We start from the raw sequence: 26,328 nt of genomic DNA, 5'->3' as shown, positions 1-26,328 counted from the left end.
GCCCGACGACATCCGGGCCACCTACGACCGGCTGGGCATCCCCGAGGCGGAGAAGCAGCGGCTGATCTCCGGTGTCGCGGCCCAGTACGAGTCCGAGGTGGTCTACCACAAGATCCGTGAGGATCTTGAGGAGCAGGGCGTCATCTTCCTGGACACCGACTCGGGGCTGCGCGAGCACCCGGAGATCTTCCAGGAGTACTTCGGCTCGGTGATCCCGGTCGGCGACAACAAGTTCGCCGCGCTGAACACCTCGGTGTGGTCGGGTGGCTCGTTCATCTACGTCCCGCCGGGCGTGCAGGTCGAGATCCCGCTGCAGGCCTACTTCCGGATCAACACCGAGAACATGGGCCAGNTCGAGCGGACGCTGATCATCGTCGACGAGGGTGCCTACGTCCACTACGTCGAGGGCTGCACCGCGCCGGTCTACTCGTCCGACTCGCTGCACTCGGCGGTCGTCGAGATCGTCGNGAAGAAGAACGCGCGCTGCCGCTACACGACCATCCAGAACTGGTCGAACAACGTCTACAACCTGGTCACGAAGCGGNCCGCCTGCCACGAGGGCGCCACCATGGAGTGGATCGACGGCAACATCGGCTCCAAGGTGACGATGAAGTACCCGGCCGTGTGGATGCTCGGTGAGCAGGCCCACGGCGAGGTGCTCTCGGTCGCCTTCGCAGGTGAGGGGCAGCACCAGGACGCCGGTGCGAAGATGGTGCACGCCGCGCCGCGCACGTCGTCCACGATCGTGTCGAAGTCCGTGGCCCGCGGCGGCGGCCGGACCTCGTACCGTGGCCTGGTCCAGATCAACGAGGGCTCGCACTCCGCGCGGTCGACGGTGAAGTGTGACGCGCTGCTGGTCGACACGGTCAGCCGCTCCGACACCTACCCCTATGTCGACGTCCGCGAGGACGACGCCTCCATCGGGCACGAGGCCAGCGTCTCCAAGGTCGGCGAGGACCAGCTCTTCTACCTGATGAGCCGCGGCCTGTCCGAGGAGGAGGCCATGGCGATGGTCGTGCGCGGCTTCATCGAGCCGATCGCGCGCGAGCTGCCNATGGAGTACGCCCTCGAACTCAACCGGCTCATCGAGCTCCAGATGGAAGGCGCAGTCGGCTGATGGCCGTCATTGATGCCACGGGACGCCCGCCGGCCCAGTCCGGCGCGGTCCCGCGTCCCGTTCGGTCCCGTGACCCCGAGGACCACGCGGTACCCGGCGGTCGCGAGGAGGCGTGGCGGTTCACCCCGCTGCGTCGCCTGCGCGGCCTGCTGAACGGCCCGCCGAGCGACACGAAGATCGACGTCCAGGTGTCCGCGCCGGACGGTGTCGAGATCGAGCGCCTCGCCCCGACCGACTCCCGGATCGGCCGCGTGCTCACCCCGGCCGACCGCGCGGCCGCGTTCGCCATGGCCCGTTCGGACGGCGGCCTGTCCGTCACCGTTCCGGCCGAGGCGGCGCTGACCGAGCCGGTCGTCATCCGGCTGCGCGGCGACGGCGGGGTCTGCTACGAGCACGTGCTCGTCGAGCTGGGCCCGTTCGCCACCGCGACGGTCGTGCTCGACCACACCGGCAGCGCGACCTTCGCCGGCAACGTCGAGGTGTACATCGGCCACGGCGCCGCGCTGACGTTCGTCACCGTGCAGGACTGGGCGGACGAGTCCGTCCACCTGGGTGCGCACGCCTACTCGGTGGGGCGGGACGCGCGCCTGCGCTCGTTCACCGTCACCCTCGGCGGCGACCTGGTCCGGCTCAACCCGACGGTGGAGTACCGCGGGCCCGGCNGGGACGCCGAGCTCTACGGCCTGTTCTTCACCGAGGCCGGCCAGCACCAGGAGCACCGCCTGCTCGTCGAGCACCAGGCGCGGTCGTGCCGCAGCCGCGTCGTCTACAAGGGCGCGCTGCAGGGCGACGGGGCGCACGCGGTGTGGATCGGCGACGTGCTGATCGGTGCCGACGCGGTCGGTACGGACACCTACGAGCTGAACCGCAACCTGGTGCTCACCGACGGCGCGCGCGCCGACTCGGTGCCGAACCTGGAGATCCTCACCGGCGAGGTCGTCGGCGCGGGGCACGCCAGCGCCACCGGCCGGTTCGATGACGAGGCGCTGTTCTACCTGATGTCGAGGGGCATCCCCTCGGATGAGGCGCGCCGGCTTGTCGTCCGCGGCTTCTTCGCCGAGATCGTGGACCGGATCGACGTCCCCGAGCTGCGTGAGCGGATCATGGCGCGGGTCGAGGAGGAGCTGGCGGCGGTGGGCGTATGACCACGTCCAACAACGCTGGCACAGCAACCTCGGGCCTGCGGCGGGCGTGCGCCGTCTCCGACCTGGCGGACGAGTCCGCGCTCGGCGTGGAGATCGACGGCGAGCCGGTGTGCGTCGTCCGGTCGGGCGGCCGGTACTACGCGGTGCGGGACGAGTGCTCGCACGCCGACGTCATGCTCTCCGAGGGCGAGGTCGAGAACGGCCTCATCGAGTGCTGGCTGCACGGTTCCCAGTTCGACCTGGCCACGGGCCGGCCGACGAGCCTGCCGGCGATCGACCCGGTGCCCACCTACCCAGTGACCATCGACGGCGACGACATCCTCGTCGACCTTCACACGAACCCGAAGCGANGGTGACGACAGCGGTGTCTGTTCTCGAGATCCGCAACCTGCACGTGTCGGTCGACACCGACACGGATGGCCCGCGCGAGATTCTGCGCGGCGTCGACCTCACCGTCCGCAAGGGTGAGACCCACGCGATCATGGGGCCGAACGGCTCCGGCAAGTCCACCCTGTCCTACTCGATCGCCGGCCACCCGAAGTACAAGGTCACCGAGGGCACCGTGACCCTCGACGGCGAGGACGTCCTGGCGATGTCCGTCGACGCGCGGGCGCGCGCCGGGATCTTCCTGGCGATGCAGTACCCGGTCGAGGTGCCCGGAGTCTCGGTGTCGAACTTCCTGCGCTCGTCGGCGACGGCGGTGCGCGGCGAGGCGCCGAAGCTGCGCACCTGGGTCAAGGAGGTCAAGGAGGCGATGGCCGGCCTGGAGATGGACCCGGCCTTCGCCGAGCGCAGCGTCAACGAGGGCTTCTCCGGCGGTGAGAAGAAGCGCCACGAGATCCTGCAGATGGCGCTGCTCGCCCCGAAGATCGCGATCCTCGACGAGACCGACTCCGGCCTGGACGTCGACGCGCTGCGCATCGTCTCGGCCGGCATCGAGGCCGTGCGGGCCAAGGGGGAGACGGGCATCCTGCTCATCACCCACTACACCCGCATCCTGCGTTACGTGAAGCCCGAGTTCGTGCACGTCATGGCGGGCGGGCGCATCGTCGACGCGGGTGGCCCCGAGCTCGCGGCGACGCTGGAGGAGTCCGGCTACGACCGGTACGTCAAGGCCACGGAGCCGGCGGCGATCTCATGACGATCATCGAGACCCGCCAGCATGGAGCCGTCACGGCGCCCACGCCCGGGTTCGACGTCGAGCGGGTCCGCCGGGACTTCCCGATCCTCGCCCGCACGGTGCACGACGGCCTGCCGCTGGTCTATCTCGACAGCGCCGCGACGTCGCAGAAGCCGCTGGCCGTCCTCGACGCCGAGCGGACCTACTACGAGCGGCACAACGCCAACGTGCACCGCGGCATCCACGTGCTCGCGGAGGAGGCCACCGCCCTCTACGAGAGCGCCCGGGACAGGATCGCGGCATTCGTCGGCGCGCCCGACCGGCGCGAGATCGTGTTCACCAAGAACTCGTCCGAGGCGCTGAACCTGGTCGCCTACGCGATGAGCAACGCGGTCGCCGGTGGGGCGGAGGCGGAGCGGTTCCGGCTCGGGCCGGGCGACGAGGTCGTCGTCACCGAGATGGAGCACCACTCCAACCTGGTGCCCTGGCAGATGCTGTGCGCCCGCACCGGCGCGACCCTGCGCTGGATCGGGCTGACCGAGGACGGCCGGCTCGACCTGGCCCACCTCGACGAGGTCATCACCGACCGGGCGAAGGTCGTCTCGTTCGTGCACCAGTCGAACATCCTGGGCACGGTCAACCCGGTCGAGACGATCGTCGCCCGGGCTCGCGAGGTCGGCGCGCTCACCGTGCTCGACGGCTCGCAGTCGGTGCCGCACATGCCGATCGACGTCGTCGCCCTCGGCGTGGACTTCCTCGCCTTCACCGGCCACAAGATGTGCGGGCCCACCGGCATCGGTGTGCTGTGGGGCCGGCACGAGCTGCTGGAGGTCATGCCTCCGTTCCTCGGTGGCGGCGAGATGATCGAGGTCGTCACCATGGAGGGGTCGACCTACGCGGCCCCGCCGCACCGCTTCGAGGCCGGCACGCCGATGATCTCCCAGGCGGTCGGGCTCGGCGCGGCGGTCGACTACCTGACCGGCCTGGGCATGGAGGCCATCGCCGCGCACGAGCACGAGGTCACCGCCTACGCGCTCGACGCGTTCTCGACCGTCCCGGGGCTGCGGATCATCGGCCCGCCGACGGCGCAGGACCGGGGCGGGGCGATCTCGTTCGTCCTGCGGGACTCCGACGACCGGCCGCTGCACCCGCACGACGTCGGCCAGATCCTCGACGAGCAGGGCATCGCGGTGCGGGTCGGCCACCACTGCGCCCGCCCGGTCTGCCTGCGCTACGGCGTGCCGGCGACGACCCNGGCGTCGTTCCACCTGTACACGACGACCGGTGAGATCGACGCGCTGGTGGAAGGTCTCGGGCAGGTCAGGAGGTTCTTCCTGAGGTGAAGCTCGACTCCATGTACCAGGAGATCATCCTGGATCACTATCGCAACCCGCACCACCGCGGCCTGCGCGACCCGTTCGATGCCGAGGTGCACCACGTCAACCCGACCTGTGGCGACGAGGTGACCCTGCGGGTCCGCGTGGCCGACGGTGTCGTGGCGGACGTGTCCTACGAGAGCGAGGGCTGTTCGATCAGCCAGGCGTCGGCCAGCGTGATGGCCGACCTGGTGATCGGAAAGCCGGTGGCGGCGGCGCTGGAGCTCGAACGTGAGTTCCTGGCGCTCATGCAGTCGCGCGGCACCCAGGAGGGCGACGAGGAGATCCTGGAGGACGCCGTGGCGTTCGCCGGTGTCTCCAAGTACCCGGCGCGGGTGAAGTGCGCACTGCTGTCCTGGATGGCCTGGAAAGATGCCACCGCGCAGGCCACCGGCGCCGTCCAGGCCGCCGTCCCGGAGCAGGAGATTTGATCATGAGTGATGCTGTTGCCACCGACGAGACCGCGGGCCCGGCGCCGGCGGACGAGGTGACCGGTGCGTCGGGCGCGTCCGGTGCGTCCGGCGCGTCCGGTGCCGGGGAGCGGGCGGCCGCGACGGAGGCCACCGATCGTGCGGCCGCCGCCGACTCCGCGGCTCCCGACGACCGGATCACCGAGCGTGCGGTCGTCGTGGAGAAGGCCTCGTTCGACGACGTCGAGGAGGCCATGCGCGACGTGGTCGACCCCGAGCTCGGGATCAACGTCGTTGATCTCGGTCTCGTCTACGGCATCAACATCGCCGACGACAACACGGTCACCCTCGACATGACGCTGACCTCGGCGGCCTGCCCGCTGACCGACGTCATCGAGGACCAGACCCGGTCCGCGCTGGTCGACGGCCCGGACAACCTCGTCAACGACGTGCGGATCAACTGGGTCTGGATGCCGCCGTGGGGCCCGGACAAGATCACCGATGACGGGCGGGAGCAGCTGCGCGCTCTCGGTTTCAACGTCTGATCTGATCCTCGCCAGCCGCCCCGCGCGTGTCGCGGGGCGGCTGGATCGGTTAACTCTTCTGACGCGCAGCCACTGGCGGCTCGGCTCCCTTGTAGGCTCCGGGATGACCGGAATTCGGGGTAACTGGGTACATGTCCGGTACATGGCCAGGTTGCCGAACGGCCGGTCCCTGCCGGGGCGAATCCGTCCCGGATCCGGGCGTACGAGGGGAAACCGGGCCGAAGAATGCGCAGCCCGCGGGTGCTGGGTCTTGTCTTGGCGGGTGGCGCGGGTAAGCGCCTGGCACCGCTGACCGCGGACCGCGCGAAGCCCGCGGTGCCGTTCGGCGGCATCTACCGCCTGGTCGACTTCGTGCTGTCGAACCTGGTCAACGCCGGGTATCTGCGCATCGCCGTGCTCACCCAGTACAAGAGCCACAGCCTGGACCGGCACATCACCACCACCTGGCGGATGAGCAATCTGCTGGGTAACTACGTGACGCCGGTGCCGGCACAGCAGCGCCTCGGTCCGCAGTGGTTCGCCGGCAGCGCCGACGCCATTCACCAGTCCCTCAACCTCGTCCACGACGAGGCACCCGATGTCGTGGTCGTGTTCGGCGCCGACCACGTGTACCGGATGGATCCCCGTCAGATGGTCGCCCAGCATCTGGAGACCGGGGCCGGGGTCACCGTCGCGGGTCTGCGCATCCCGCGGTCCGAGGGCAGTGCGTTCGGCGTGATCAGTACCGCCGCGGACGGACTCTCGATCACCGAGTTCCTGGAGAAGCCGGCCGATCCGCCCGGGCTGCCCGACAACCCGGACGAGATCTTCGCCTCCATGGGCAACTACGTGTTCACGACCGACGTCCTCATCGACGTGCTGCGCGCGGACGCCGCGAGCCGCGACAGCCTGCACGACATGGGCGGCAACATCGTCCNGATGCTGGTGGAGCGGGGCATGGCCGCCGTCTACGACTTCGGCGGCAACGAGGTGCCCGGGGCGCTCGAACGGGACCGCGGGTACTGGCGGGACGTCGGCACCCTCGACTCCTACTACGAGGCGCACATGGATCTCTGCGCCCTCGACCCCGTCTTCAACCTGTACAACCGGGACTGGCCGATCTACACGAACGTTCCTCCGTCCGTCCCGCCGGCGAAGTTCGTTCACGACACGCCCGGCCGGGTGGGCACCGCCATCGACAGCATCGTCAGCAACGGGGTGATCGTGTCCGGCGGGACGGTACGGCGCTCCGTGCTGTCGCCCGGCGTGCGGATCAACTCCTGGGCGACGGTGGAGAACGCGGTCGTCATGGAAAACACGGTGGTCGGGCGGCGGGCCGTCGTCCGGGACGCCATCCTCGACAAGAACGTCGTGGTGCCGCCGGGGGCGACGGTGGGTGTCGACAAGGAGCACGACCGGGCCCGCGGCTACCAGGTCAGCGAGGCCGGCGTCACCGTCGTCGGCAAGGGCGTCACCATCGCGGACTGACCGCCCGTCACCCAGACCAGCGGCCCGCCGGCCCGCCGGCGCGGTCCACACACCGAGCACGCGGAGGATCGAGGACCGGATGCGCGTCGCGCTGCTCACACGGGAGTTCCCGCCGGACGTCTACGGCGGTGCCGGGGTGCACGTCGAGTACCTGGCACGCGAGCTGGCCCGGCTGGTGGACCTGACCGTCCACTGTGAGGGCGATCCCCGCCCCGCCCCGGGCGCCGCCCAGCCCGGGGCAGGCGCGTCCCCGGCCGTGGTCACCCACCGGCCCTGGGCCGAGCTGGACGGGGCCAACGACGCGCTGCGGGTCGCCTCGATGGAGCTGTCGATGTCCGGCGCGGTCAACCGGACCGGTGGTGCCGACGTCGTGCACAGCCACACCTGGTACACCAACCTCGCCGGGCATCTGACGTCGCTGGTTGAGGGCATTCCGCACGTGATGACCTCGCACTCCCTGGAACCGCGCCGGCCGTGGAAGGCCGAGCAGCTCGGCGGTGGGTACCGGCTGTCGTCCTGGTGCGAGCGGGTCGCGATCGAGTCCGCCGCGGCGGTGATCGCGGTCAGCGCCGGCATGCGGGCCGACATCCTGGACGCCTACCCGCGGGTCGACCCGGGGCGCGTGCACGTGATCCGCAACGGCATCGACACCGACGAGTACAGCCCCGACCCGGGCACGGACGTCCTGGAACGGTACGGCGTCGATCCCGCGCGGCCGTCCGTGGTCTTCGTGGGGCGCATCACCCGGCAGAAGGGCGTGCCCACACTGCTGCGGGCCGCGGCGAAGATCGATCCGGATGCGCAGCTCGTGCTGTGCGCGGGTGCTCCCGACACCGAGGAGCTGCTGGCCGAGGTCACCGAGCTCGTGGACGGGCTGCGCGCCAGCCNCGACGGCGTCGTCTGGCTGTCCGGGATGCTGGCCAAGCCGGAGGTCATCCAGCTCCTCTCGCATGCCACCGTCTTCGTCTGTCCGTCCGTCTACGAGCCGCTGGGGATCGTCAACCTGGAGGCCATGGCCTGCGGGACCGCTGTGGTCGCCTCCCGGGTCGGCGGCATCCCGGAGGTGGTCGCGCACGGGGAGACCGGCCTGCTGGTGCCGCCGGACGATCCCGCCGCGCTGGCGACGGCCATCAACGAGGTCCTCGCCGACCCGGCCCGCCGGGCCGCGATGGGGCGCGCCGGTCGCGAGCGCGCCGTCCGCGAGTTCGGCTGGGCGGCCGTCGCCGAACAGACAGCCCGCCTCTACGAAGCGGCCGCGGCCCGCCCCGTGTAGGCGGATGGCGGACACCCGGTCACCCGCCCGCCGCGAGGGCCTGGGGGGTGCCGAGCCCGCCGGCCGCGCCCACCCGGATCGGCTCGCGGTAGCCGAAACGCGCCACAACCCGGCCCCGGACCGCCTGCACCGCGGGCAGCAGGACCTGCATCGCCGTTCAGTTACCCCCGGCCCGGGATCAGCTGCCGGGAACACTCTTGCGGAGGGGATACCCAGTCGGCAGGCACGTGACAAATCGGTCACTGCCGGTGACCGGCGGTCGTGGTCCTTCGCTGGGCCGCTCAGCCCTGCCAGGCGGTCTCGGAGACCGGGGAGCGCCCGAGCAGCGGGCGCCACCAGGACTCGTTGTCCCGGTACCAGGTGATCGTCGCCTTCATCCCGTCCGCGAAGCTGATCCGAGGCTCCCACCCGAGCGTCGTCCGCAGCTTGCTGGAGTCGAGGAGGTACCGGCGGTCGTGCGAGGGCCGGTCCGGCACGATGGTCTTCAGCGAGGCCGGCAGGCCCAGCTCACCGAGGATCATGTCCGCGATGGTCTCGATGTCGGCCTCGATGCCGCTGCCGACGTGGTACGTCTCGCCGATCGTGCCGCGCTCCAGCACCGCCTCGATCGCCCGGCAGTGGTCCACCACGTGCAGCCACTCGCGCCGGTTCTTCGTCGACGCGTACAGCGGCAGTGACTCGCCCTGCAGTGCCCGGGTCACGAACAGCGGGATCACCTTCTCGGGGAACTGGAAGGGCCCGTAGTTGTTCGAGCAGTTGGTGATCGTGATCGGCAGCCCGTAGGTGTACCCGTAGGAGCGGACGGCGTGGTCGGAGCCGGCCTTCGCCGCGTTGTAGGGCGTCCGCGGCAGGTAGGGCGAGCTCTCGGTGAAGGCGCCGNGGTCGTCGAGATCCATGTCGCCGTAGACCTCGCAGGTGGAGATCTGGTGGAAGCGCGCCACACCCACGGTGCGCGCTGCCTCCAGCAGGGCCTGGGTGCCCATCACGTTGGTGGAGAAGAAGTCGCCCGGACGGATGATCGCCAGGCTGTTGTGGGACTCGGCGGCGAAGTTCACCACCACGTCGACCCGGTGCTCGCGCAGCAGGGACTCGATCAGGTCGCGGTCGCGGATGTCGCCGTGGACGAACGTGATCCCTGCCTCGAGGTCGGCGAGGTTCTCCCGGCAGCCGGCGTAGGTCAGCGCGTCGAGCGCGACCACCCGGTCGCCCGGATGGGTGCCCAGCCAGTACCGGACGAAGTTGGACCCGATGAAGCCGGCGGCTCCGGTCACCAGCAGAGTCGTCATCGTTCGCCTTTCGGTGCCTCGTTCGGTGCGCCGTTCTCGGTGCGCCGTTCGATGCGTCGTCGCATCGGTCGCACGTACATACTCGCCTATCGCCGCGCGGACCCGCGGCGAGGCCGGCCGAGCGAGCCCCTCCAGTGGTCCCGGCACGTACACAGACGATCGGATGACCTGCGACGACGCCGTCATGCGGAGGTAACACAGACGTCCTACGCTCCAGCCCGTGGCCGACCTGTTCGAGGGGTATGCGGCGGAGGTCGTCACGGCGGCCGCGTGGGATGAGGTCTTCGACCCAGCCCACCGTCCCCGGGATGTCTACTCCGCCCTGCACGACGCGCTCCAGCCGCTGAGCAGTGCCGACCTGGCCGCGCGCAAGGTCGCGCTGGACCGGGCCTTCCGCGACGCCGGCATCACCTTCAACCTCTTCGGTGAGGAACGTCCCTTCCCGCTGGACCTGGTCCCGCGGCTGCTCTCCGGAGACGAGTGGGAGGTCATCGAGCGCGGTGTGACGCAGCGGGTGCGGGCGCTGGAGGCGTTCCTGGCGGACGTCTACGGGCGTGCCGACGTCCTCGCGGACGGCATCGTGCCCCGGCGGCTGGTGCTCTCCAGCTCCCACTTCCACCGCGCGGCGCACGGCATCGATCCGCCGAACGGGGTCCGGGCCCACGTCAGCGGCATCGACCTGGTGCGCGACGAGCGCGGGGACTTCCGGGTGCTGGAGGACAACGTCCGCGTGCCGTCCGGCGTGAGCTACGTCGTCGAGAACCGGCGGGCGATGACCAGGGTCTTCCCCGAGCTGTTCGCGACCCACCGGGTGCGTCCGGTGGCCGACTACGCCACCCATCTGCTGCACGCCCTGCGCGCGGCGGCACCGCCCGAGATCGCCGACCCGACGGTCGTCGTGCTGACGCCCGGTGTCTACAACCCCGCCTACTTCGAGCACGCGCTGCTGGCCCGCCAGATGGGCGTGGAGCTGGTGGAGGGCCGGGACCTGTCGGTCCGCAACAACCGGGNGACGATGCGCACGACGGAGGGCGCCCAGGCCGTCCACGTGATCTACCGTCGGATCGACGACGACTGGCTCGACCCGCTGCACTTCCGGCCCGAGTCGATGGTCGGCTGTGCCGGCCTGCTCAACGCGGCCCGGGCCGGCAACGTCACGGTCGCCAACGCGGTCGGGAACGGCGTGGCCGATGACAAGCTGATGTACACCTACGTCCCGGATCTCATCCGGTACTACCTGGGCGAGGAACCGGTCCTCCGCAACATCGACACCTACCGGCTGGAGGACCCCGACCAGCGCGCGCATGTGCTGGACAACCTGAGCACCCTGGTGGTCAAGCCGGTGGACGGCTCCGGCGGCAAGGGGATCGTCATCGGTCCGCAGGCGACCGAGGCCGAGCTGGTCGAGCTTCGCGCCNGGGTGCTGGCGGACCCCCGCGGCTGGATCGCGCAGCCGGTGGTGAAGCTCTCCACCTCGCCGACCCTCGCGGGGGACAGGCTCGGCCCCCGGCACGTCGACCTGCGGCCCTTCGCCGTCAACGACGGGAACCGGATCTGGGTCCTGCCCGGCGGGCTGACCCGGGTGGCGCTGCCCCGGGGCAGCCTGGTCGTGAACTCCAGCCAGGGTGGTGGTTCCAAGGACACCTGGGTGCTCGCCCCCGACCGGCTGCCNCAGGAGGACGCCGAGCCGCGGCGCCGGCGCTCCGGGCAGTCCCCGTCGGTGGCGCCCGGCCCGGACCTCGGCCCACACTCGTCCGACGAGCAGCAACAACAGCAGTCCGAGCAGCAGCAGCAACAGCAGGCCGGGCAGCAACAGCAGGCTGAGGACCAGCGGCAACAGCAGTCCGAGCGGCCGCGTGCGAGCGGCCCGCGGGAGGCGAACCCGTGCTGAGCCGCATCGCCGAGTCGCTGTTCTGGATCGGCCGCTACGCCGAGCGGGCCGAGTGCACCGCCCGGATCCTCGACGTCCACGTCCACCGGGTGCTGGAGGACCCCTGGCTTGACGAGACGTCCGCCGGCGCCGAGCTGCTCGCGGTCATGGGGGTGGTGGACCGGTCCGAGCCGGCGGACTCCCGCTACGTGACCGAGGTGCTCGCCTACGAGGCCGCGAATCCGTCCAGCATCCGTGGGGCGCTCTCCGCCGCGCGGGAGAACGCGCGCGGTGCCCGCGTTGTGGTCTCCAGCGAGGTCTGGGAGTGCCTGAACGCCACCTGGAACGAGCTGCCCCACACCGAGGAGCTCGCCCGCCGCATGGGCCCGCACGTCTACTTCCGCTACGTGCGTGAGCGCACGGCGATGCTTGCCGGCCTGGTCGACGCGACCCTGGCGCGTGACGACGGTTGGCGCTTCCTCGTGCTCGGCCGGAGCCTGGAGCGGGTCGACATGACGGCCCGGCTGCTGTCGTCCAGCATCAGCGACGACCCGAACTCGCAGAGCTGGATCAGTCTGCTGCGTTCCTGCGGCGCGCACGAGTCCTACCTGCGGACCTACCGGCGGGCCGTGGACTCGGCCCGGGTCTCGGAGTTCCTGCTGCTGGACCGGCTCTTCCCGCGGTCCATCTACTGGTCGCTGGCGTTGGCGGAGCAGATCCTGGCCGAGCTGGACACCGGGCGCGGTCTGGCCCGGGCGACCGTCGACGACGCCGCCCGCCGGACCGTCGGCCGGGCCCGGACGGAACTGGAGTTCCGCGGCATCGACGAGCTCGTGGCCGAGATGCCCGACCTGCTCGCCGCCCTGCAACGGACCTGCTCCGCCGTCAGCGCGGCCGTGACGGGCCGCTACTTCGCCCGGGAGACCCCGCCCACCTGGGCCAGCGAGGTGCCGGCCTGACCGTCGGTGTGAGCCGTCGGTGTGAGAAGGACCGGGAGGACGGGAGACCGCCGCCGGTAGACAGGCGTCGGGGGAGGCGTCGGGGGAGGCACCGGGGGGACACCCGCCGGGGACAGGCGCCGGGAGACGAGGAGAAACGCGAAGATGAGCTGGCAGATCCGCATCGAGCACTCGACGGGGTACCGGTACGCGAGCCCGGTGGTCTCCTCGTACAACGAGGTGCGGATCATCCCCCAGACCGGCGACCGGCAGCTCACCCTGGAAGCAATGGTCCGCACCGAGCCGGCGGCGTCCACCTACCGGTACTGGGACTACTGGGGAACCCAGGTCACCGCCTTCGACCTGCACACCCCGCACACCGAACTGATCGTCACGGGGCGCTCGGTGGTGCAGACCTCGCCCGCACCGCAGCGGCCGGTCGACGTGCCCAGCTGGGACCAGCTCACCGACGAGAGCCTCGCCGACCAGTTCGTCGAGTTCGTCCGGCCCACCGCCTCGACCCCGGAGCATCCCGAGCTCCTCGCGGCGGCGAGGGAGCTCGCGGCCGCCCACAGCAGCCCCGCGGACTTCGTGCCCGCAGTCGGCGACTGGGTGCGCGAGAAGCTGAGCTACCAGCCCGGGACCACCGAGGTGCGAACCTCGGCGGTCGAGGCCTGGCAGCAGGGAGTCGGCGTCTGCCAGGACTTCGCCCACCTGGCGCTGGTGCTGATGCGGGCGGCGGGCGTTCCCGCCCGGTACGTGTCGGGCTACCAGCACCCGTCGGCGGAGGCCGAGGTGGGGGAGACCGTCAGCGGCCAGAGTCACGCCTGGGTGGAGGCGTGGCTGGGGGACTGGTGGGGCTACGACCCGACCAACGGCGTCCCGGCCGGGGAGCAGCACGTCCTCGTCGCCCGTGGGCGCGACTACCACGACGTCCCGCCGATGTTGGGGGTGTACTCCGGTGGGACGTCGACCTCGCTGGGTGTGACCGTCGCGGTCACCCGCCTGGGCTGAGCGGAGGTCGGTGGCCCGGCGCCGCGGGGCCCGGGCTGGCCGCCCAGCGCCCCGGGGCCGAGTGCCCCGGGGCGGCCTGAGCAGGCCGTTCAGCCGGTCTTGATGGCCGAGACGTCCAACTCGATCTTGATCTTGTCGCTGATGAGCACGCCGCCGGTCTCCAGCACGGCGTTGAAGGTGATGTCGAAGTCCTTGCGGCTGATGCTCGTGGTGCCGGTGAAGCCGGCCCGGATGTTGCCGAACGGGTCCTTGGAGCTGCCCTCGAAGGTGATCGCGATCTCCACGGGCCGNGTCACCCCGCGGATGGTGAGGTCCCCGGAGAGCACGTAGCTGTCCTCGTCCGCGCCGGTCTTCGCGCCGGTGCTGGCGAAGGTGATGGTCGGGAACCGCTCGACGTCGAGCAGGTCGGCCGACTTCACATGGGCGTCCCGGTCTGCGACGCCGCTGTCGAAGCTGGCGGTCTCGATGGTCACGCTCGCGCTGGAGGCGGTCGGGTTCGCGCCGTCGAGCTCGAGGGTTCCCTGCACGCCGGTGAACTGTCCGCGCACGGTGGTCACCATCGCGTGCCGCGCGGCGAAGCCGATCCGGGTGTGAGCGGGGTCGAGCGTCCAGGTGCCGGTGAGGTCGGTGAGGGTGCTGGCTGGAGCTGTCATGGTGCGTCTCCTCCGGGCTGTGCGATCGCGGATCTGTGCTGGTCGCCTGCTGCGCGGGTCGCGGGCTGGTCGGGCTGCCGGCTGGCTGGCCGGTCGGGTTCCGACGCGCCTGACCCGTTGTCCCTGCAACAGGATACTTGAGCCCTCAACAAATGCGGTGACGGGCTCATTCCCGTCCTGTGGACCCGGCCCTGTGGATGAGAAGTGGCTGTCCACAGGTGTGCTCGGGTGACGCCGTTCCGTCCGTGCGGTTTCTACGGTGCGTGCATGAACCAGCGTCCATCGCATCAGGGGCCCCGAGGCGGTGCGGGTGACGCCTCGACCGCACCGTTGGCCCGACCCCGGGGAGAGCCGCCGCCTCCCCGCCGTCAACCCGGCGCGGGCGTCGACCCGCTCGGTGCGCCCGCCCACGAGCGTGCCGGCAGGTGGCCCGACGACACCGACTGGTCCGGCGCCAGCGCGGGCTGGGATGACGACACCACTCGCTGGGACGACGACCGGGCGGCCTGGGACGATGACACCACCCGTTGGGATGACGACACCCGTTGGGATGACGACACCGCGGCCTGGGATGACGACGCCGCCGGCCCGCTCGATGCCGGCCCGCTCGATGCCGGCGCGGCCGCGGGCGGCGACGCGGACCGGCTGGACCGGGGTGGCGGCGCCGGGCGCGGCCGAGCCCCGCGGCACCGTCGGATGTCCGAGCACCTGCCGGCCCCGCTTCGGCATGCGGTGTTCGCGCCGAGCGCGCGAACCGCCCTCGTGCTCGTCGTGGTGGCTGTGGCCGCGGCCGCGGTTGCCGGCTGGCTGAGCTGGCGTGACCGGCCGGTGGAGCTGACCGCGAGCCCGCCCGCCCGGTCGGGCTCGACGGTCTCCGCGGTGCCGGCAGCAGAGGTCTCCGCCACGTGGCGGCCGACCGCCGGGGCCACCGCCGGGCAGGTCTCCGCGGGTCAGAACCCCGGCCAGGTGAGCAACGGTCCGGACGCCGAGGGCGAGATCGTCGTCGACGTCGCCGGGCGCGTCCTGCGGCCGGGGGTGGTGCGGCTGTCGCCCGGGTCGCGGGTCGTCGACGCTCTGACCCTGGCCGGGGGAGCGTTGCCGGGCACCGACACGACCGGGCTGGCGCTGGCGCGGGTCCTCGTCGACGGCGAACAGATCCTCGTCGACGGGCGGGCCGGGCCGGCCCCGCCGCCGGCCGCGATCGGGGCGGGCACCAGCCCGTCGGAGGGCGCGGCCGCGGGCCGTGGGCGTCCCCTCGACCTCAACGCGGCCACCGTCGGTCAGCTCGACGAACTCCCAGGTGTCGGCCCGGTCCTGGCACAGCGGATCGTCGACTGGCGGGCGGCCAACGGGCCCTTCACCTCACCCGACCAACTGGGCGAGGTCAGCGGCCTCGGCGACCGGCGGCTTGCGGATCTGCTGCCACTGGTGACCGTCTGATGGTTTCGGTCGCGATGGAGTCGGGTCTCGGCCTGCCCCGGGACGTCCCGCGCGGGGGCCCGCTCGATCTGCGCCTGGCCGTTCCGGCCGCCGCGGTCTGGGGCGGCGCGGCCCTGGCCGGTCGCTGGGTGCCCGGGCCCTGGCTGCTGGTGGGCACCGCGGTCCTGCTCGTCGGCTGTGTGTTCGCGGTGGTCGCCGCCTGCCTGCGCCGCCAACCCGGCCCCGCGGGCCCCCCAGGTACCGCGGGAGCCATGGGAGCCGTGGGAACCACCGACCGGGCCGGTGTGGCCGGGCCGCCGCTGACGGTGTGTGTCGCCGTGGCCTTCTTCGCGGCCGGGGTACTCGTCGCGGGCGTGGCGGGCACCGTTCGGTCCACCGGGCCGCTCGCGGTGATGGCCCGGGCTCAGCGGACCGTCGACGCGGTCGTCGTCCTCACCGACGATCCCCGGGTCTCCCAGCCGAGGGCGGGTGTCTCGGGCGCCGGGCCGGGCCGACCGGGCGGCGGCGGCCCGTCGGCCACCGCCCGGGCACGTCTGGAGACGGTGACGGGGCCGGGCCAGCGGTTCCGGGCGTCGGTTCCGGTGCTCGTGGTCGGCCGGGCCGATGACCTCGCGGCGTTCCTGCCGGGTCAGCGGCTCGGCGTGCGTGGCACGTTGGCGCCCCCGCGCTCCGGGGACACCATCGCCGCGGTCCTGTTCGCCCGGGCGCCGCCCCGGCCGCACGGCCGGCCGCCCGCCGCGCAGCGGGTGGCCGGATGGCTGCGGGAGCGGCTGCGGGCGGCCGCGGCCGTGGTGCCGCAACCGGCGGGCGGGCTGCTCCCGGCCCTCGTCGTCGGGGACACCGCACGCCTCGACCCGGGCCTCAAGGGCGACTTCCAGGCCGCTGGCCTCAGCCATCTCACCGCGGTTTCCGGCGCCAATGTGGCAATAACGACAGGCACCGTGCTCGTCCTGCTCGGCCGGACGAGGCTCGGGGGGCGGTCCAGGGCACTCGCGGCGGCAGCCGCGCTCGTCGGCTTCGTGATCCTGGCCCGCCCGTCCGCGAGCGTGGTCCGGGCGGGCGCGATGGGCCTGGTCGGTCTGGCGGCGCTGGCCCTGGGTCGCCCGCGCGCGGTGCTGGCGGCCCTGGCAACCACCGTGGTAGCCGTCATCCTGGCCGATCCCGCCTTCGCGCTGTCCGCGGGGTTCGCCCTCTCGGTGCTCGCCACGGCGGGCATGGTGGTGTGGGGTCCGGGGTGGTGCGACGCCCTGGAACGGCGGGTCGCCGCCCGGCGGCCGCGGGCCTCGCCCAGGTTCACCGGTGCCGCCGGCCGCGTCGCCGAGGCCGTGGCTGTCGCCGCGGCGGCCCAGTGCGCCTGCACCCCGGTGCTGGCGTGGCTCGGTGGGGGAGTCAGCTTGATAGCCATCCCCGCGAACGTGGTCGCCGCGCCCGCGGTGGCGCCGGCCACCGTGCTGGGGCTGCTCACGATCACGGTGGCGACGGTGCACCTGCCCGCCGCCGAGACCGTGGCCCGCCTGGCGGGGTTGCCCTGTCGCTGGATCGTGCTGGTCGCGGGCAGGGCGGCAGGTATACCGGGGGCGACCGTCGGGTGGCCGGCCGGGCCGCTCGGGGCACTCACGGCGCTTGCCGCGGTCGCGCTGGCGGTGGCGCTGGCCCGCCGGCGGCCGACCCGCCGGCTGCTCGCCGCCGGCGTGGTGGGCCTGCTGCTGGCCCGGCTGCTGCTGGTGCCGCGCCTGACCGGCTGGCCTCCGCCGGGGTGGCGGCTGGTGGCCTGCGACGTGGGCCAGGGCGACGGCCTGGTGCTGCAGGCCGGGCACGGTTCGGCGGTCCTGGTCGACGTCGGGCCCGACCCGGAACTGATCGAGGCATGCCTGAACGGCCTCGGGGTGCGGAGAGTGCCGGTCCTGATCCTGAGTCATCTGCACGCCGACCACGCGGGCGGGCTGAGCGGGGTGGTGGGGCGACTCCCGGTCGGGGAGATCGTCGTGAGTCCCTTGCCCGAACCCGCGGAGCAGTGGGCCGGCGTCCAGCGGGCGGCCCGCGCCGCCGGGGTTCAGGTCCGCCCGGTGCTGGCCGGCTCCGCCGGCACGGCCGGGGACGTCCGCTGGCGGGTGATCGGGCCGGAGCGGGTGCCCCGGGGGACGGCCAGTGATCCGAACAACGCCAGTCTCGTGCTGCTCGCCGAGGTCGCCGGGGTCACGATGCTGCTTTCCGGCGATGCCGAGCTGCCGGAACAGCGCCAGGTCGCGCGGCGGGGGCCGGTCACGGTGGACGTGCTCAAGGTCGCTCACCACGGCGCCGCGGAGCAGACACCGGAGTTCCTCACCGACACCGGGGCCGCGGTGGCGGTCATCAGCGTCGCGGCGGGGAACAGCTACGGGCACCCGGCTCCGGCGACGGTCGCCGGGCTGCGCGCCGCCGGGATGACCGTCGCCCGCACCGACCTGCACGGCGCGGTCGCTGTCGTGCGCGGGTCGGCGGGGCAGGTGGGTGTGGTGGCGCGCCGGCCCGGTGGGAGTCAGAGGCGGGCGCCGGCATGACATGCTGATCCGCGTGCCGTCCGTCGCCGCTCCCCCGCCACTCGTCGTCGTGAGCGGCGACGAGGACCTCCTCGTTTCTCGTGCCGTCCGGGAGGTGCTCGACGCCGCGCGGCGTCGCGATCCCGAGGTCGAGGTCGTCGACCGGGCGCCGGGCGAGCTCACCGAGGCGGACATGATCGATCTCGGTGCCTCCTCGATGTTCGGCGGCGGCCGGGTGCTCGTGGTCCGGGGGGCGGCGGAGCTGCCCGAGGACCTGCGCGACGCGCTGTTGGCCTATGTCGAACGCCCGCTGGACGATGTCACCCTGGTCGTGGTCCACAGCGGCGCGGTGAAGAACCGCAAGCTGGTCGACGCCATGAAGAAGGCCGGCGCACGGGTCATCCCCGCCGCGAAGATCACTCGTCCGCGTGACCGTCATGACTTCGTCGTCGCCGAGATCCGTCGGCTCGGGGGCAAGATGACGGACGACGCGGTCGGGATGCTGCTCGACGCCGTCGGCGGCGACCTGCGGGAGATCGCGGCCGTGTGCGACCAGCTCGTCGCGGACACCGACGGCGTCATCGACGGGTCCGCGGTGGGGCGCTACCACCGCGGGCGGGCCGAGACGAGCGGCTTCGCGGTCGCGGACGCGGCCATCGGTGGTGATCTCGCCGGTGCGCTCACCCTGCTGCGGCAGGCCCTCGACGGCGGCACGGCTCCCGTGCTGATCACGAGCGCGATCGCGGGCGGGCTGCGCGACCTGGCCCGCGTCTCGAGCGTCGGCGGTGGCTCCAAGTGGGACGTCGCCAAAGCGCTGGGAATGCCGGACTGGAAGGTGGAGCGCGCGCAGCGCGCGGCCCGGAGCTGGTCGGACGCCGGGCTGTCGCGGGCGATCCAGGCCGTCGCGGTCGCCGACGCCGGAGTGAAGGGCGCGGCCGTGGACGCCGGCTACGCGCTGGAACGTCTGCTGCACGAGGTGGTGCTGGCACGGGGCCGGTCGGTCGGATCGGAGGGCCGAGGTGGCCGCGGCGAGTTCGCCGGCCGGGGAGGACGAGGGCGATGAACGACTCCGACGGAGCGGGCGGGCCCCGCGAGCGCGGTGCCGCCCCGGCGGACGATGATCTGCCACCCGGCGGCCTGTTCGGCCTGCGCGTGCTGCCGGCCGGCTGGATGCGTGGGCTGCTCGGCACCGTCACGGCGCTGGTGACCCTGGTGATCGCGATGGGGGACCTGGCAAGCGCCTGGGTGCTGCTCCTGCTCCCGCTGGCCGTCATCGCGCTCGTGGCCTACGCCGAGACGCTCGAGCGCCTGCTGGGACCGACGAACCGGGCTGCTGCCCCGACCGCTCACCGGGCGAACTGACCGATCTGGCGGACCCGGGCCGAACGGGGCGCCGGGGCGCCCACCGGCGAGCGGAGAGCCGGCGCGGAACCTCAACCCGGAAACCTCGGCCCGGAACGCCGGAACGCCGGAACCTCGGCCCGGAACGCCGGAACCGGCCCGGAACGGCAAAAGCCGGGTCCCCCGACCTGCGGGGAATCCCGGCTGCCGTCTCCGGCGGGCTGCGTCAGGAGGCGCCGATGCCCGCGTTCGCCTTGGCCATCGCAGACTTGCGGTTGGCGGCCTGGTTCGGGTGGATGACACCCTTGCTGGCGGCCTTGTCCAGCTTCTTGGCGGCGATGCGGAAGGCGCTCTCGGCGCGCTCGGCGTCGCCGGCCTCGACGGCGTCGCGGAAGCGGCGGACATGCGTCTTGAGCTCGGACTTCACAGCCTTGTTGCGCAGCCGTCGCTTCTCGTTGGTGAGGTTGCGCTTGATCTGCGACTTGATGTTGGCCACGCGGAGAAACCTCTGGGTGTCGAGTCGGGATGGTACGGGTGTGGCCCGCCGTGCAGAAGAATCAGTCCACCCCAACCAGGGCCCACGGCGAAGCGTCACTGACCTTATCAAACGGCGTCCGGGGGTGCGTGCGGGGGCGCGGGCCGCGCCCGCCGCGCCGGCCGGTGCCTGGCACGATGGACGCCTGGCACGATGAAGGACGCGAGACAGCGCGCGACCGACCGACGAGCAGCGAAACGAGACCAGCCCGCGTGTCCGAAGCACCGCACGAGGCATCCGGCGTCGACCCGGCGTCGATCCGCAACTTCTGCATCATCGCCCACATCGACCACGGCAAGTCCACCCTGGCCGACCGGATGCTGGGTGTGACCGGCGTGGTCGAGGCACGCAACATGCGCGCCCAGTACCTCGACCGGATGGACATCGAGCGCGAGCGCGGCATCACGATCAAGGCGCAGAACGTCCGACTGCCCTGGCAGGCCGACGACGGCAGGGGCTACATCCTGCATCTCATCGACACGCCGGGCCACGTCGACTTCACCTATGAGGTGAGTCGTTCGCTCGCCGCCTGCGAGGGCGCCGTCCTGCTGGTCGACGCGGCCCAGGGCATCGAGGCGCAGACGCTGGCGAACCTCTATCTGGCGATCGAGAACGACCTCACGATCATCCCGGTGCTGAACAAGATCGATCTTCCGGCGGCGCAGCCCGAGAAGTACGCCGCGGAGATCGCGTCGATCATCGGTTGCGACCCGGGCGAGGTCCTGCAGGTCTCCGGCAAGACGGGTCAGGGCGTCCCGGAGCTGCTCAACGAGATCGTCCGCCGGGTCCCGCCGCCGGCCGGCGACCCGGACGGCCCGCCCCGCGCCATGATCTTCGACAGTGTGTACGACATCTACCGCGGTGTGATCACCTACGTCCGGGTCGTGGACGGAACCATCACGACCCGCAACCGCTGCCTGATGATGTCCACCGGGGCCAGCCACGAGACGCTCGAGGTCGGTGTCATCTCCCCGGACCCGGTCCCGACCGGGTCGCTGTCCGCCGGCGAGGTCGGCTATGTCATCCCCGGGGTGAAGGACGTCCGCCAGGCCCGGGTCGGGGACACCATGACTTCGGCGCGCAACCCCGCGACCGAAATGCTCGGCGGGTACCGCGATCCGCGCCCGATGGTCTACTCGGGCCTGTATCCCCTGGACGGCAGCGAGTACCCGGCGCTGCGCGAGGCGCTGGACAAGCTGCAGCTCAACGACGCGGCGCTCACCTTCGAGCCGGAGACTTCGGCGGCGCTCGGCTTCGGCTTCCGCTGCGGGTTCCTGGGCCTGCTGCACCTGGAGATCGTCCGTGAGCGGCTGGAGCGGGAGTTCGATCTCACGCTCATCTCGACGGCGCCGAACGTGGTCTACCGCGTGGTCATGGAGGACGGTTCCGAGGTCACGGTGACCAACCCCAGCGACTGGCCCGGCGGCAAGATCGCCGAAGTGTACGAGCCGGTGGTGGAGGCCATGCTCCTGCTGCCGACCGACTTCGTCGGCGCCGTGATGGAGCTGTGCCAGGGGCGTCGCGGCGTGCTGGGGGGTATGGACTACATCTCCACGGACCGGGTGGAGCTGAAGTACACGCTCCCCCTCGGGGAGATCATTTTTGACTTCTTCGACGCGTTGAAGTCCCGCACCCGCGGATACGCGAGCCTGGACTACGAGCCCGCCGGCGAGCAGACGTCCGATCTCGTCAAGGTGGACATCCTCCTGCAGGGGGAAGCCGTCGACGCGTTCTCGGCGATCGTGCACCGGGAGAAGGCCTACTCGTACGGGGTCGCGATGACCTCGAAACTCCGTGAACTGATTCCCCGTCAGCAGTTCGAGGTGCCGATCCAGGCCGCGATCGGCAGCCGGATCATCGCGCGGGAGAACATCCGCGCCATCCGCAAGGACGTGCTCGCCAAGTGCTACGGCGGCGACATCTCCCGGAAGCGGAAGCTGCTGGAGAAGCAGAAGGAGGGCAAGAAGCGGATGAAGACCATCGGGCGGGTGGAGGTTCCGCAGGAGGCGTTCATCGCCGCGCTGTCCACGACGGACAGCACGGCCAAGGCGCCGGCTCCGAAGACCGGCCGCTGACCGGGGGAGCCCGCCCGGCGGCGGCCCGTCGCTGACGGGCCCCGCCTCGGCACCCCGCCTACCCGCCGGTCCGGCGGCGGACCCGGCACCTGCGCGTCGGCGGCCTGCGCCGGGCCCCGGCCGCCGGATCCGCCCGCGTCGGGACGACCGGGGCGGTCAACGTCCTGGTCGGACGTCAGGCGGATTCGGCGACCGGAGAGACCCGGGGAAGCCGGATGGGTTCGGTGGCCGGCTCCGCCTCGGCGAAACCGAGAGCCAGGACGGATCCCGAGCGGTACTCGGTGGTTCGTGGTGGTAGCAGTTCCTCGATGGTCACGATTCCACTGGTGAGCTCCTCCTGCATGGTCGGATCATTTCGCAACCACCACGACTGAACCATGACCGGTTGCCCATGGTTTGGCCCTACGATTGTCAACAGACCGCAAACGCGGGTTCTGGAGCGGATCGGCCGCGATCGGGGCCCCGGATGGCGCATTCGGGCGGCATGCGGGCCGTCTTGTCTGATACTGGTCCAGATGTCGTCTGATGATGATCGGGCGACGGCCGAGAGACCAGTTGACAAACAGAGCGTTGCGGTCTCGGTACTCGTAGGGAGCACACTGGGGTCATGCCATCCAAGCCTCTCGAAGGGGCGCCGGCGCCCGTCGACGGCGCGCTCCCCGATGCGGCGCTGGCCGAGGTCGGTACCCGGCCCTTCGGCGTCTACGTGCACGTCCCGTACTGCGCGGCCCGCTGCGGCTACTGCGACTTCAACACCTACACGCCGGCCGAGCTCGGCGCGGGCGGCCAGGGTGGAGCCGCCTCCTTCGTGGATTCCATCGCCACCGAGGCCCGACTGGCCCGCGCGGTGCTGGGCGAGCGGGAACTGCCCGTCTCGACGGTCTTCGTGGGCGGCGGCACCCCGACCCTGTTGCCGGCGGCCGATCTGGCCAAGGTGCTGCGAATCCTGGATGACACCTTCGGCCTGCTTCCCGGCGCCGAGGTCACCACCGAGGCGAATCCGGAGTCGGTCGACCTGGAGGCGCTGGAGCATCTGCGGGCGAGCGGGTTCACCCGGATCTCCCTCGGTATGCAGAGCGCCCGCGCGCACGTGCTCGCCGCGCTCGACCGCCAGCACTCGCCCGGCCGGGTCGCCGACGTGGTCGGCTGGGCCCGGCGGGCCGGGTTCGACCAGCTGAGCCTCGACCTGATCTACGGGGCGCCGGGGGAGTCGGAGACCGACTGGGCGGCGAGCCTGGACACGGTGATCGGGCTCGAACCGAACCACGTCAGTGCCTACGCCCTGACGGTCGAGGAGGGCACGAAGCTGTCCCGGCGGGTCCGCCGGGGCGAGCTGCTGGAGCCGGACGACGACCTGCTGGCGGATCGCTACCTGCAGGCGGACGAGGCGTTCACCGCGGCCGGGCTGCGCAACTACGAGATCAGCAACTGGTCCCGCGGCCAGGACTCCTGGTGCCGGCACAACATGGGCTACTGGCGCGGGGACGACTGGTGGGGGCTGGGCCCGGGCGCGCACAGCCATGTCGGCGGGGTCCGGTGGTGGAACGTCCGGCACCCGGTCGAGTACACGACGCGGGTGGGCGCCGGGCGCAGCCCCGCGGCGGCCCGTGAGGTGCTCGACCCGGCCGCGCGCCGGGTCGAACGGGTGATGCTCGGCGTCCGGCTCGTGGAGGGCCTCGGCGTGGACGCGTTGTGCGAGCGCGGGCTGGCCGCGGCCCGCGTACTCGTGGCGGACGGCCTCGTCGCCGGGCCGGAGCTCCAGGCGGGGCGGGTGACGTTGACATCTCGTGGTCGGCTGCTCACGGACACCGTGGTGCGTGCGCTGCTCCCCGACTGACGCGCTGCCCGGCCTGCGGCCGCCGGCGGACCGGTGTCGCCGGACGCGGGTCTGGTCACGATGGCTCCCCCGGCCTGGGCGGGAAGCTACACTTGGCACTCACGGCGGCAGAGTGCCAGGGCGGGGTGACCGGTCCGACACGCCGCCAGCCCCGCCTGGCTGACGGATCCGGCGAAGGGGGTGTGGTCGCGTGCTGGAGGAACGGCGCCTGGAGGTGCTGCGGGCGATCGTCGAGGACTTCGTGCTCAGCAACGAGCCGGTGGGGTCCAAGACGTTGGCCGAGCGGCATGCCCTGGGGGTTTCGCCCGCCACGGTGCGTAACGACATGTCTGCCCTGGAGGAAGAGGGCTACATCACACAGCCGCATACGAGCGCGGGCCGCATCCCGACGGACAAGGGCTACCGCCTCTTCGTCGACCGGCTCTCCGGCGTCAAGCCGCTGTCACGGGCCGAGCGCAGGGCCATCCAGAGCTTCCTGGAGGGCGCCGTCGACCTCGACGACGTGGTGCGCCGGTCGGTGCGGCTGCTCGCGCAGCTCACCAGGCAGGTGGCGGTGGTGCAGTACCCCTCGCTGTCGTNCAGCAGCGTGCGGCACATCGAGATCGTCACGCTCAATCCGAACAAGCTGCTCCTGGTCCTCATCACCGACACCGGGCGGGTCGAGCAGCGGGTCGTCGACATTCCCACGCCGGTCGACGACGGCGTCGTCGGGGAGCTGCGAGGAGTGCTCAACGGGTCGCTGCGCGGCCGGCGGATGGCGGANGCCACCGAGGCCGCCGCGGACCTGCCCGATACGGTCCGTCCAGATCTGCGTCCGCACCTGACGACGCTGACCACGGTCGTGCTCGAAGCCCTGCTGGAACGTCAGGAGGAGCGGGTCGCGCTGGCCGGCACCGCCAACCTCACCCGGGCCTCGGTGGACTTCNCCGACTCGTTGCGCTTCATCCTGGAAGCACTCGAGGAGCAGGTGGTGCTTCTCAAACTGATCGGTTCAGCCCGGGAGACCGGTACTGTGACTGTGCGCATCGGACGCGAGACCGATGTCGATGCCCTGCGGTCGACGTCCGTCGTCGCCACCGGGTACGGTCTCGGCCCGGCCGCACTCGGCGGAATGGGAGTTGTCGGCCCGATGCGGATGGACTATCCGGGAACGATGGCGGCTGTACGGGCCGTCGCCAAGTACGTGGGTGAACTCTTGGGTGCCGACTGATGGCAGTGGACTATTACGCGACGCTCGGTGTGCAACGTGACGCCACCGGTGACGAGATCAAGCGGGCCTACCGCAAGCTGGCTCGCGAGCTGCATCCGGATGTGAATCCGGATCCGGAGGCGCAGCAGCGGTTCCGGAACGTGACGAACGCCTACGAGGTCCTCTCGGACCCCGAGAAGCGTCAGATCGTCGACCTCGGCGGCGACCCGCTCGCGCCCGGCGGCGGCGCCGCCGGCGCCGGTTCGCCGTTCGGTGCCGGCTTCGGCGGTCTCGGCGACATCATGGACGCGTTCTTCGGCGGCGGCGCGAGCCGTGGCCCGCGCTCGCGGGTGCGGCGCGGCAACGACGCGTTGCTGCGCCTGGAGCTCGACCTGGCCGAGACCGCCTTCGGCGCGACGCGGGACATCACCGTCGACACGGCCGTGGTGTGCTCGACGTGCTCCGGCGCGGGTGCCGCCCAGGGAACGCAGCCGTCCACCTGTTCGACCTGCCACGGCCGTGGCGAGGTCCAGCAGGTGACCCGCTCGTTCCTCGGCCAGATGGTGACGTCCCGACCGTGCCCGCGGTGCTCCGGCACCGGAACCGTCATCGAGCACCCGTGCCGGGACTGCTCGGGTGACGGCCGGGTGCGGAAGCGGCGCACGCTGACGGTGAAGATCCCCTCGGGGGTCGAGGACGGCATGCGCATCCGCCTGTCCGGCGAGGGCGAGGTGGGGCCCGGCGGCGGGCCGGCCGGCGACCTGTACGTGGAGGTCTCCGAGCGCCAGCACGCGGTCTTCACCCGGGAGGGCGACGACCTGCACTGCGACCTGCGGCTGCCGATGACCGCGGCGGCGCTGGGCACGATGGCGACGCTGGAGACCCTCGACGGGTCCGAGACGATCACGGTGAAGCCGGGCACCCAGCCCGGCGAGGTGATCAGGCTCGCCGGGCGCGGTGTCCCGCACCTGCGCGCGGTCGGGCGCGGCCACCTGCACATCCACATCGTGGTCGAGACGCCGACGAAGCTTGACCCCGAGCAGGAGCGGTTGCTCCGGGAGCTGGCCAAGCTGCGGGAGGAGGAGACTCCCGCGGTCGTGGGCGGCTCCGCCGGCGGGTCGGGTCTGTTCTCCCGGCGCCGTAGTGGTCGGCGCAACCGCTGACCGCACCCGTCTTCC

The 26,328-nt window shown here is 71.9% G+C and carries 20 protein-coding genes and 19 pseudogenes; 32 read left to right on the top strand and 7 right to left on the bottom strand.

Features of this window, described 5'->3' with window-relative positions:
• From UG55_RS32065 to UG55_RS32020, 16 genes and pseudogenes are all read left to right on the top strand, one after another.
• Nucleotides 1-352 (top strand): annotated as a pseudogene (locus tag UG55_RS32065) (Fe-S cluster assembly protein SufB); the annotation flags it as partial.
• A gap of 1 nt (nucleotide 353) precedes the next feature.
• Nucleotides 354-467, top strand: a pseudogene (locus tag UG55_RS32060) (hypothetical protein); the annotation flags it as partial.
• Between the two features lies 1 nt (nucleotide 468).
• Nucleotides 469-544, top strand: a pseudogene (locus tag UG55_RS32055) (hypothetical protein); the annotation flags it as partial.
• A 1-nt stretch (nucleotide 545) separates the two neighbouring features.
• Nucleotides 546-1,053 (top strand): annotated as a pseudogene (locus UG55_RS32050) (SufD family Fe-S cluster assembly protein); the annotation flags it as partial.
• Between the two features lie 63 nt (nucleotides 1,054-1,116).
• Nucleotides 1,117-1,779, top strand: a pseudogene (locus UG55_RS32045) (SufD family Fe-S cluster assembly protein); the annotation flags it as partial.
• Nucleotide 1,780: 1 nt separating this feature from the next.
• On the top strand, nucleotides 1,781-2,262 hold a 482-nt coding region (locus tag UG55_RS32040), incomplete at its 5' end, for a SufD family Fe-S cluster assembly protein (protein ID WP_242423690.1).
• A pseudogene (locus UG55_RS03675) lies at nucleotides 2,259-2,612 on the top strand (non-heme iron oxygenase ferredoxin subunit); the annotation flags it as partial. The gene UG55_RS32040 and the pseudogene UG55_RS03675, both read left to right, overlap by 4 nt.
• Nucleotides 2,613-2,626: 14 nt before the next feature.
• Nucleotides 2,627-3,403, top strand: coding sequence for a Fe-S cluster assembly ATPase SufC (gene sufC / locus UG55_RS03670; RefSeq protein ID WP_199865021.1), 777 nt, complete (start codon nucleotides 2,627-2,629; stop codon nucleotides 3,401-3,403).
• Nucleotides 3,400-4,636 (top strand): annotated as a pseudogene (locus UG55_RS03665) (cysteine desulfurase); the annotation flags it as partial. The gene sufC and the pseudogene UG55_RS03665, both read left to right, overlap by 4 nt.
• Before the next feature lies 1 nt (nucleotide 4,637).
• Nucleotides 4,638-4,725 (top strand): hypothetical protein (locus tag UG55_RS32035; RefSeq protein ID WP_242423751.1); only part of this gene is annotated, 88 nt, incomplete at its 5' end.
• The gene (gene sufU, locus UG55_RS03660; protein WP_066062859.1) at nucleotides 4,722-5,189 is read left to right on the top strand and encodes a Fe-S cluster assembly sulfur transfer protein SufU; all 468 of its coding nucleotides are present in this window, start codon (nucleotides 4,722-4,724) and stop codon (nucleotides 5,187-5,189) included. The genes UG55_RS32035 and sufU, both read left to right, overlap by 4 nt.
• Before the next feature lie 2 nt (nucleotides 5,190-5,191).
• Nucleotides 5,192-5,713 (top strand): metal-sulfur cluster assembly factor, encoded by a 522-nt coding sequence (locus UG55_RS03655; protein ID WP_066062856.1) that lies wholly within the window; start codon nucleotides 5,192-5,194, stop codon nucleotides 5,711-5,713.
• 225 nt (nucleotides 5,714-5,938) lie between these two features.
• Nucleotides 5,939-6,629 (top strand): annotated as a pseudogene (locus tag UG55_RS32030) (sugar phosphate nucleotidyltransferase); the annotation flags it as partial.
• 1 nt (nucleotide 6,630) lies between these two features.
• Nucleotides 6,631-7,180: pseudogene (locus UG55_RS32025) on the top strand (glucose-1-phosphate adenylyltransferase); the annotation flags it as partial.
• Nucleotides 7,181-7,259: 79 nt separating this feature from the next.
• A pseudogene (glgA, locus tag UG55_RS03645) lies at nucleotides 7,260-8,067 on the top strand (glycogen synthase); the annotation flags it as partial.
• Between the two features lies 1 nt (nucleotide 8,068).
• The coding region (locus tag UG55_RS32020; protein ID WP_242423689.1) for a glycosyltransferase at nucleotides 8,069-8,453 on the top strand (385 nt) is incomplete at its 5' end.
• Nucleotides 8,454-8,472: 19 nt separating this feature from the next.
• Here the strand turns inward: UG55_RS32020 and UG55_RS45125 are convergent.
• The 3 genes and pseudogenes from UG55_RS45125 to UG55_RS32010 all read right to left on the bottom strand — a co-directional run.
• Nucleotides 8,473-8,604: a hypothetical protein gene (locus UG55_RS45125; RefSeq protein WP_255360419.1), complete on the bottom strand. Its 132-nt coding sequence runs from the start codon at nucleotides 8,602-8,604 to the stop codon at nucleotides 8,473-8,475.
• Nucleotides 8,605-8,734: 130 nt separating this feature from the next.
• Nucleotides 8,735-9,332, bottom strand: a pseudogene (locus UG55_RS32015) (dTDP-glucose 4,6-dehydratase); the annotation flags it as partial.
• A 1-nt stretch (nucleotide 9,333) separates the two neighbouring features.
• A partial coding sequence (locus tag UG55_RS32010) for an NAD-dependent epimerase/dehydratase family protein (protein ID WP_242423688.1) occupies nucleotides 9,334-9,739 on the bottom strand: 406 nt, incomplete at its 3' end.
• Between the two features lie 220 nt (nucleotides 9,740-9,959).
• Here UG55_RS32010 and UG55_RS46130 point away from each other — a divergent pair.
• The 5 genes and pseudogenes from UG55_RS46130 to UG55_RS03625 all read left to right on the top strand — a co-directional run.
• Nucleotides 9,960-10,749, top strand: a pseudogene (locus UG55_RS46130) (circularly permuted type 2 ATP-grasp protein); the annotation flags it as partial.
• 1 nt (nucleotide 10,750) lies between these two features.
• Nucleotides 10,751-11,156 (top strand): annotated as a pseudogene (locus UG55_RS32000) (circularly permuted type 2 ATP-grasp protein); the annotation flags it as partial.
• 1 nt (nucleotide 11,157) lies between these two features.
• A pseudogene (locus tag UG55_RS31995) lies at nucleotides 11,158-11,410 on the top strand (circularly permuted type 2 ATP-grasp protein); the annotation flags it as partial.
• Between the two features lie 213 nt (nucleotides 11,411-11,623).
• Complete coding sequence (locus UG55_RS03630; protein ID WP_066062837.1) at nucleotides 11,624-12,568, top strand: alpha-E domain-containing protein; 945 nt, start codon at nucleotides 11,624-11,626, stop codon at nucleotides 12,566-12,568.
• A gap of 144 nt (nucleotides 12,569-12,712) precedes the next feature.
• On the top strand, nucleotides 12,713-13,561 hold the full coding sequence (locus UG55_RS03625; RefSeq protein WP_066062834.1) for a transglutaminase family protein: 849 nt from the start codon (nucleotides 12,713-12,715) through the stop codon (nucleotides 13,559-13,561).
• Between the two features lie 89 nt (nucleotides 13,562-13,650).
• Here the strand turns inward: UG55_RS03625 and UG55_RS31990 are convergent.
• A pseudogene (locus tag UG55_RS31990) lies at nucleotides 13,651-13,851 on the bottom strand (YceI family protein); the annotation flags it as partial.
• A 1-nt stretch (nucleotide 13,852) separates the two neighbouring features.
• The coding region (locus UG55_RS31985; RefSeq protein WP_242423687.1) for a YceI family protein at nucleotides 13,853-14,214 on the bottom strand (362 nt) is incomplete at its 3' end.
• Nucleotides 14,215-14,481: 267 nt separating this feature from the next.
• On the opposite strand from UG55_RS31985, the gene UG55_RS26840 reads away from it, so the two are divergent.
• Genes UG55_RS26840 through UG55_RS03600 form a run of 4 tightly spaced genes read left to right on the top strand, consistent with a single transcriptional unit; the run spans nucleotide 14,482 to nucleotide 19,535 of the window.
• Nucleotides 14,482-15,654 (top strand): ComEA family DNA-binding protein, encoded by a 1,173-nt coding sequence (locus tag UG55_RS26840; RefSeq protein WP_083986377.1) that lies wholly within the window; start codon nucleotides 14,482-14,484, stop codon nucleotides 15,652-15,654.
• On the top strand, nucleotides 15,654-18,194 hold the full coding sequence (locus UG55_RS03610; protein WP_066062828.1) for a ComEC/Rec2 family competence protein: 2,541 nt from the start codon (nucleotides 15,654-15,656) through the stop codon (nucleotides 18,192-18,194). Before UG55_RS26840 ends, UG55_RS03610 begins: the two co-directional genes overlap by 1 nt.
• Nucleotide 18,195: 1 nt before the next feature.
• Nucleotides 18,196-19,236 (top strand): DNA polymerase III subunit delta, encoded by a 1,041-nt coding sequence (gene holA / locus UG55_RS03605; protein ID WP_066063487.1) that lies wholly within the window; start codon nucleotides 18,196-18,198, stop codon nucleotides 19,234-19,236.
• The gene (locus UG55_RS03600) at nucleotides 19,233-19,535 is read left to right on the top strand and encodes a hypothetical protein (protein ID WP_066062826.1); all 303 of its coding nucleotides are present in this window, start codon (nucleotides 19,233-19,235) and stop codon (nucleotides 19,533-19,535) included. The genes holA and UG55_RS03600 overlap by 4 nt, the downstream gene beginning before the upstream one ends.
• Nucleotides 19,536-19,740: 205 nt before the next feature.
• On the opposite strand, the gene rpsT is transcribed toward UG55_RS03600, so the two are convergent.
• Nucleotides 19,741-20,010 carry a 30S ribosomal protein S20 gene (rpsT, locus tag UG55_RS03595; protein ID WP_066062823.1) on the bottom strand — a complete coding sequence of 90 codons (270 nt, stop codon included), beginning with the start codon at nucleotides 20,008-20,010 and terminating at the stop codon, nucleotides 19,741-19,743.
• Between the two features lie 251 nt (nucleotides 20,011-20,261).
• Here rpsT and lepA point away from each other — a divergent pair, with 251 nt between their 5' ends.
• On the top strand, nucleotides 20,262-22,124 hold the full coding sequence (gene lepA, locus UG55_RS03590) for a translation elongation factor 4 (protein WP_066062821.1): 1,863 nt from the start codon (nucleotides 20,262-20,264) through the stop codon (nucleotides 22,122-22,124).
• A gap of 175 nt (nucleotides 22,125-22,299) precedes the next feature.
• Here lepA and UG55_RS28170 read toward each other — a convergent pair whose 3' ends face one another.
• Nucleotides 22,300-22,467 carry a hypothetical protein gene (locus tag UG55_RS28170; protein WP_242423686.1) on the bottom strand — a complete coding sequence of 56 codons (168 nt, stop codon included), beginning with the start codon at nucleotides 22,465-22,467 and terminating at the stop codon, nucleotides 22,300-22,302.
• 264 nt (nucleotides 22,468-22,731) lie between these two features.
• Here UG55_RS28170 and hemW point away from each other — a divergent pair, with 264 nt between their 5' ends.
• From hemW to dnaJ, 6 genes and pseudogenes are all read left to right on the top strand, one after another.
• A complete protein-coding gene (gene hemW, locus UG55_RS03580; protein WP_066062816.1) occupies nucleotides 22,732-23,961 on the top strand; it encodes a radical SAM family heme chaperone HemW in 1,230 nt (409 codons plus the stop codon).
• A 190-nt stretch (nucleotides 23,962-24,151) separates the two neighbouring features.
• Nucleotides 24,152-24,539, top strand: a pseudogene (locus tag UG55_RS31980) (HrcA family transcriptional regulator); the annotation flags it as partial.
• Nucleotide 24,540: 1 nt separating this feature from the next.
• A pseudogene (locus UG55_RS31975) lies at nucleotides 24,541-24,723 on the top strand (heat-inducible transcriptional repressor HrcA); the annotation flags it as partial.
• Between the two features lies 1 nt (nucleotide 24,724).
• A pseudogene (locus UG55_RS31970) lies at nucleotides 24,725-24,886 on the top strand (heat-inducible transcriptional repressor HrcA); the annotation flags it as partial.
• Between the two features lies 1 nt (nucleotide 24,887).
• A pseudogene (locus UG55_RS31965) lies at nucleotides 24,888-25,171 on the top strand (heat-inducible transcriptional repressor HrcA); the annotation flags it as partial.
• Nucleotides 25,171-26,313 carry a molecular chaperone DnaJ gene (gene dnaJ, locus UG55_RS03570; RefSeq protein WP_066062811.1) on the top strand — a complete coding sequence of 381 codons (1,143 nt, stop codon included), beginning with the start codon at nucleotides 25,171-25,173 and terminating at the stop codon, nucleotides 26,311-26,313. The pseudogene UG55_RS31965 and the gene dnaJ, both read left to right, overlap by 1 nt.
• Nucleotides 26,314-26,328 lie beyond the last annotated feature (15 nt).

The organism is Frankia sp. EI5c (assembly GCF_001636565.1).
Lineage (GTDB): Bacteria > Actinomycetota > Actinomycetes > Frankiales > Frankiaceae > Parafrankia.
Note: the sequence above shows the minus strand (reverse complement) of the source record. Positions and strands in the feature narration are given on the sequence as shown.

Excerpts from the sequence above, each read along its gene's own strand:
- UG55_RS03655 (WP_066062856.1), top strand. The coding sequence starts at position 5,192 with ATGAGTGATGCTGTTGCCACCGACGAGACCGCGGGCCCGGCGCCGGCG.
- UG55_RS45125 (WP_255360419.1), bottom strand. The coding sequence starts at position 8,604 with ATGCAGGTCCTGCTGCCCGCGGTGCAGGCGGTCCGGGGCCGGGTTGTG.
- UG55_RS03625 (WP_066062834.1), top strand. The coding sequence starts at position 12,713 with ATGAGCTGGCAGATCCGCATCGAGCACTCGACGGGGTACCGGTACGCG.
- UG55_RS26840 (WP_083986377.1), top strand. The coding sequence starts at position 14,482 with ATGAACCAGCGTCCATCGCATCAGGGGCCCCGAGGCGGTGCGGGTGAC.
- UG55_RS03610 (WP_066062828.1), top strand. The coding sequence starts at position 15,654 with ATGGTTTCGGTCGCGATGGAGTCGGGTCTCGGCCTGCCCCGGGACGTC.
- holA (WP_066063487.1), top strand. The coding sequence starts at position 18,196 with ATGCTGATCCGCGTGCCGTCCGTCGCCGCTCCCCCGCCACTCGTCGTC.
- UG55_RS03600 (WP_066062826.1), top strand. The coding sequence starts at position 19,233 with ATGAACGACTCCGACGGAGCGGGCGGGCCCCGCGAGCGCGGTGCCGCC.
- UG55_RS28170 (WP_242423686.1), bottom strand. The coding sequence starts at position 22,467 with ATGCAGGAGGAGCTCACCAGTGGAATCGTGACCATCGAGGAACTGCTA.
- hemW (WP_066062816.1), top strand. The coding sequence starts at position 22,732 with ATGCCATCCAAGCCTCTCGAAGGGGCGCCGGCGCCCGTCGACGGCGCG.
- dnaJ (WP_066062811.1), top strand. The coding sequence starts at position 25,171 with ATGGCAGTGGACTATTACGCGACGCTCGGTGTGCAACGTGACGCCACC.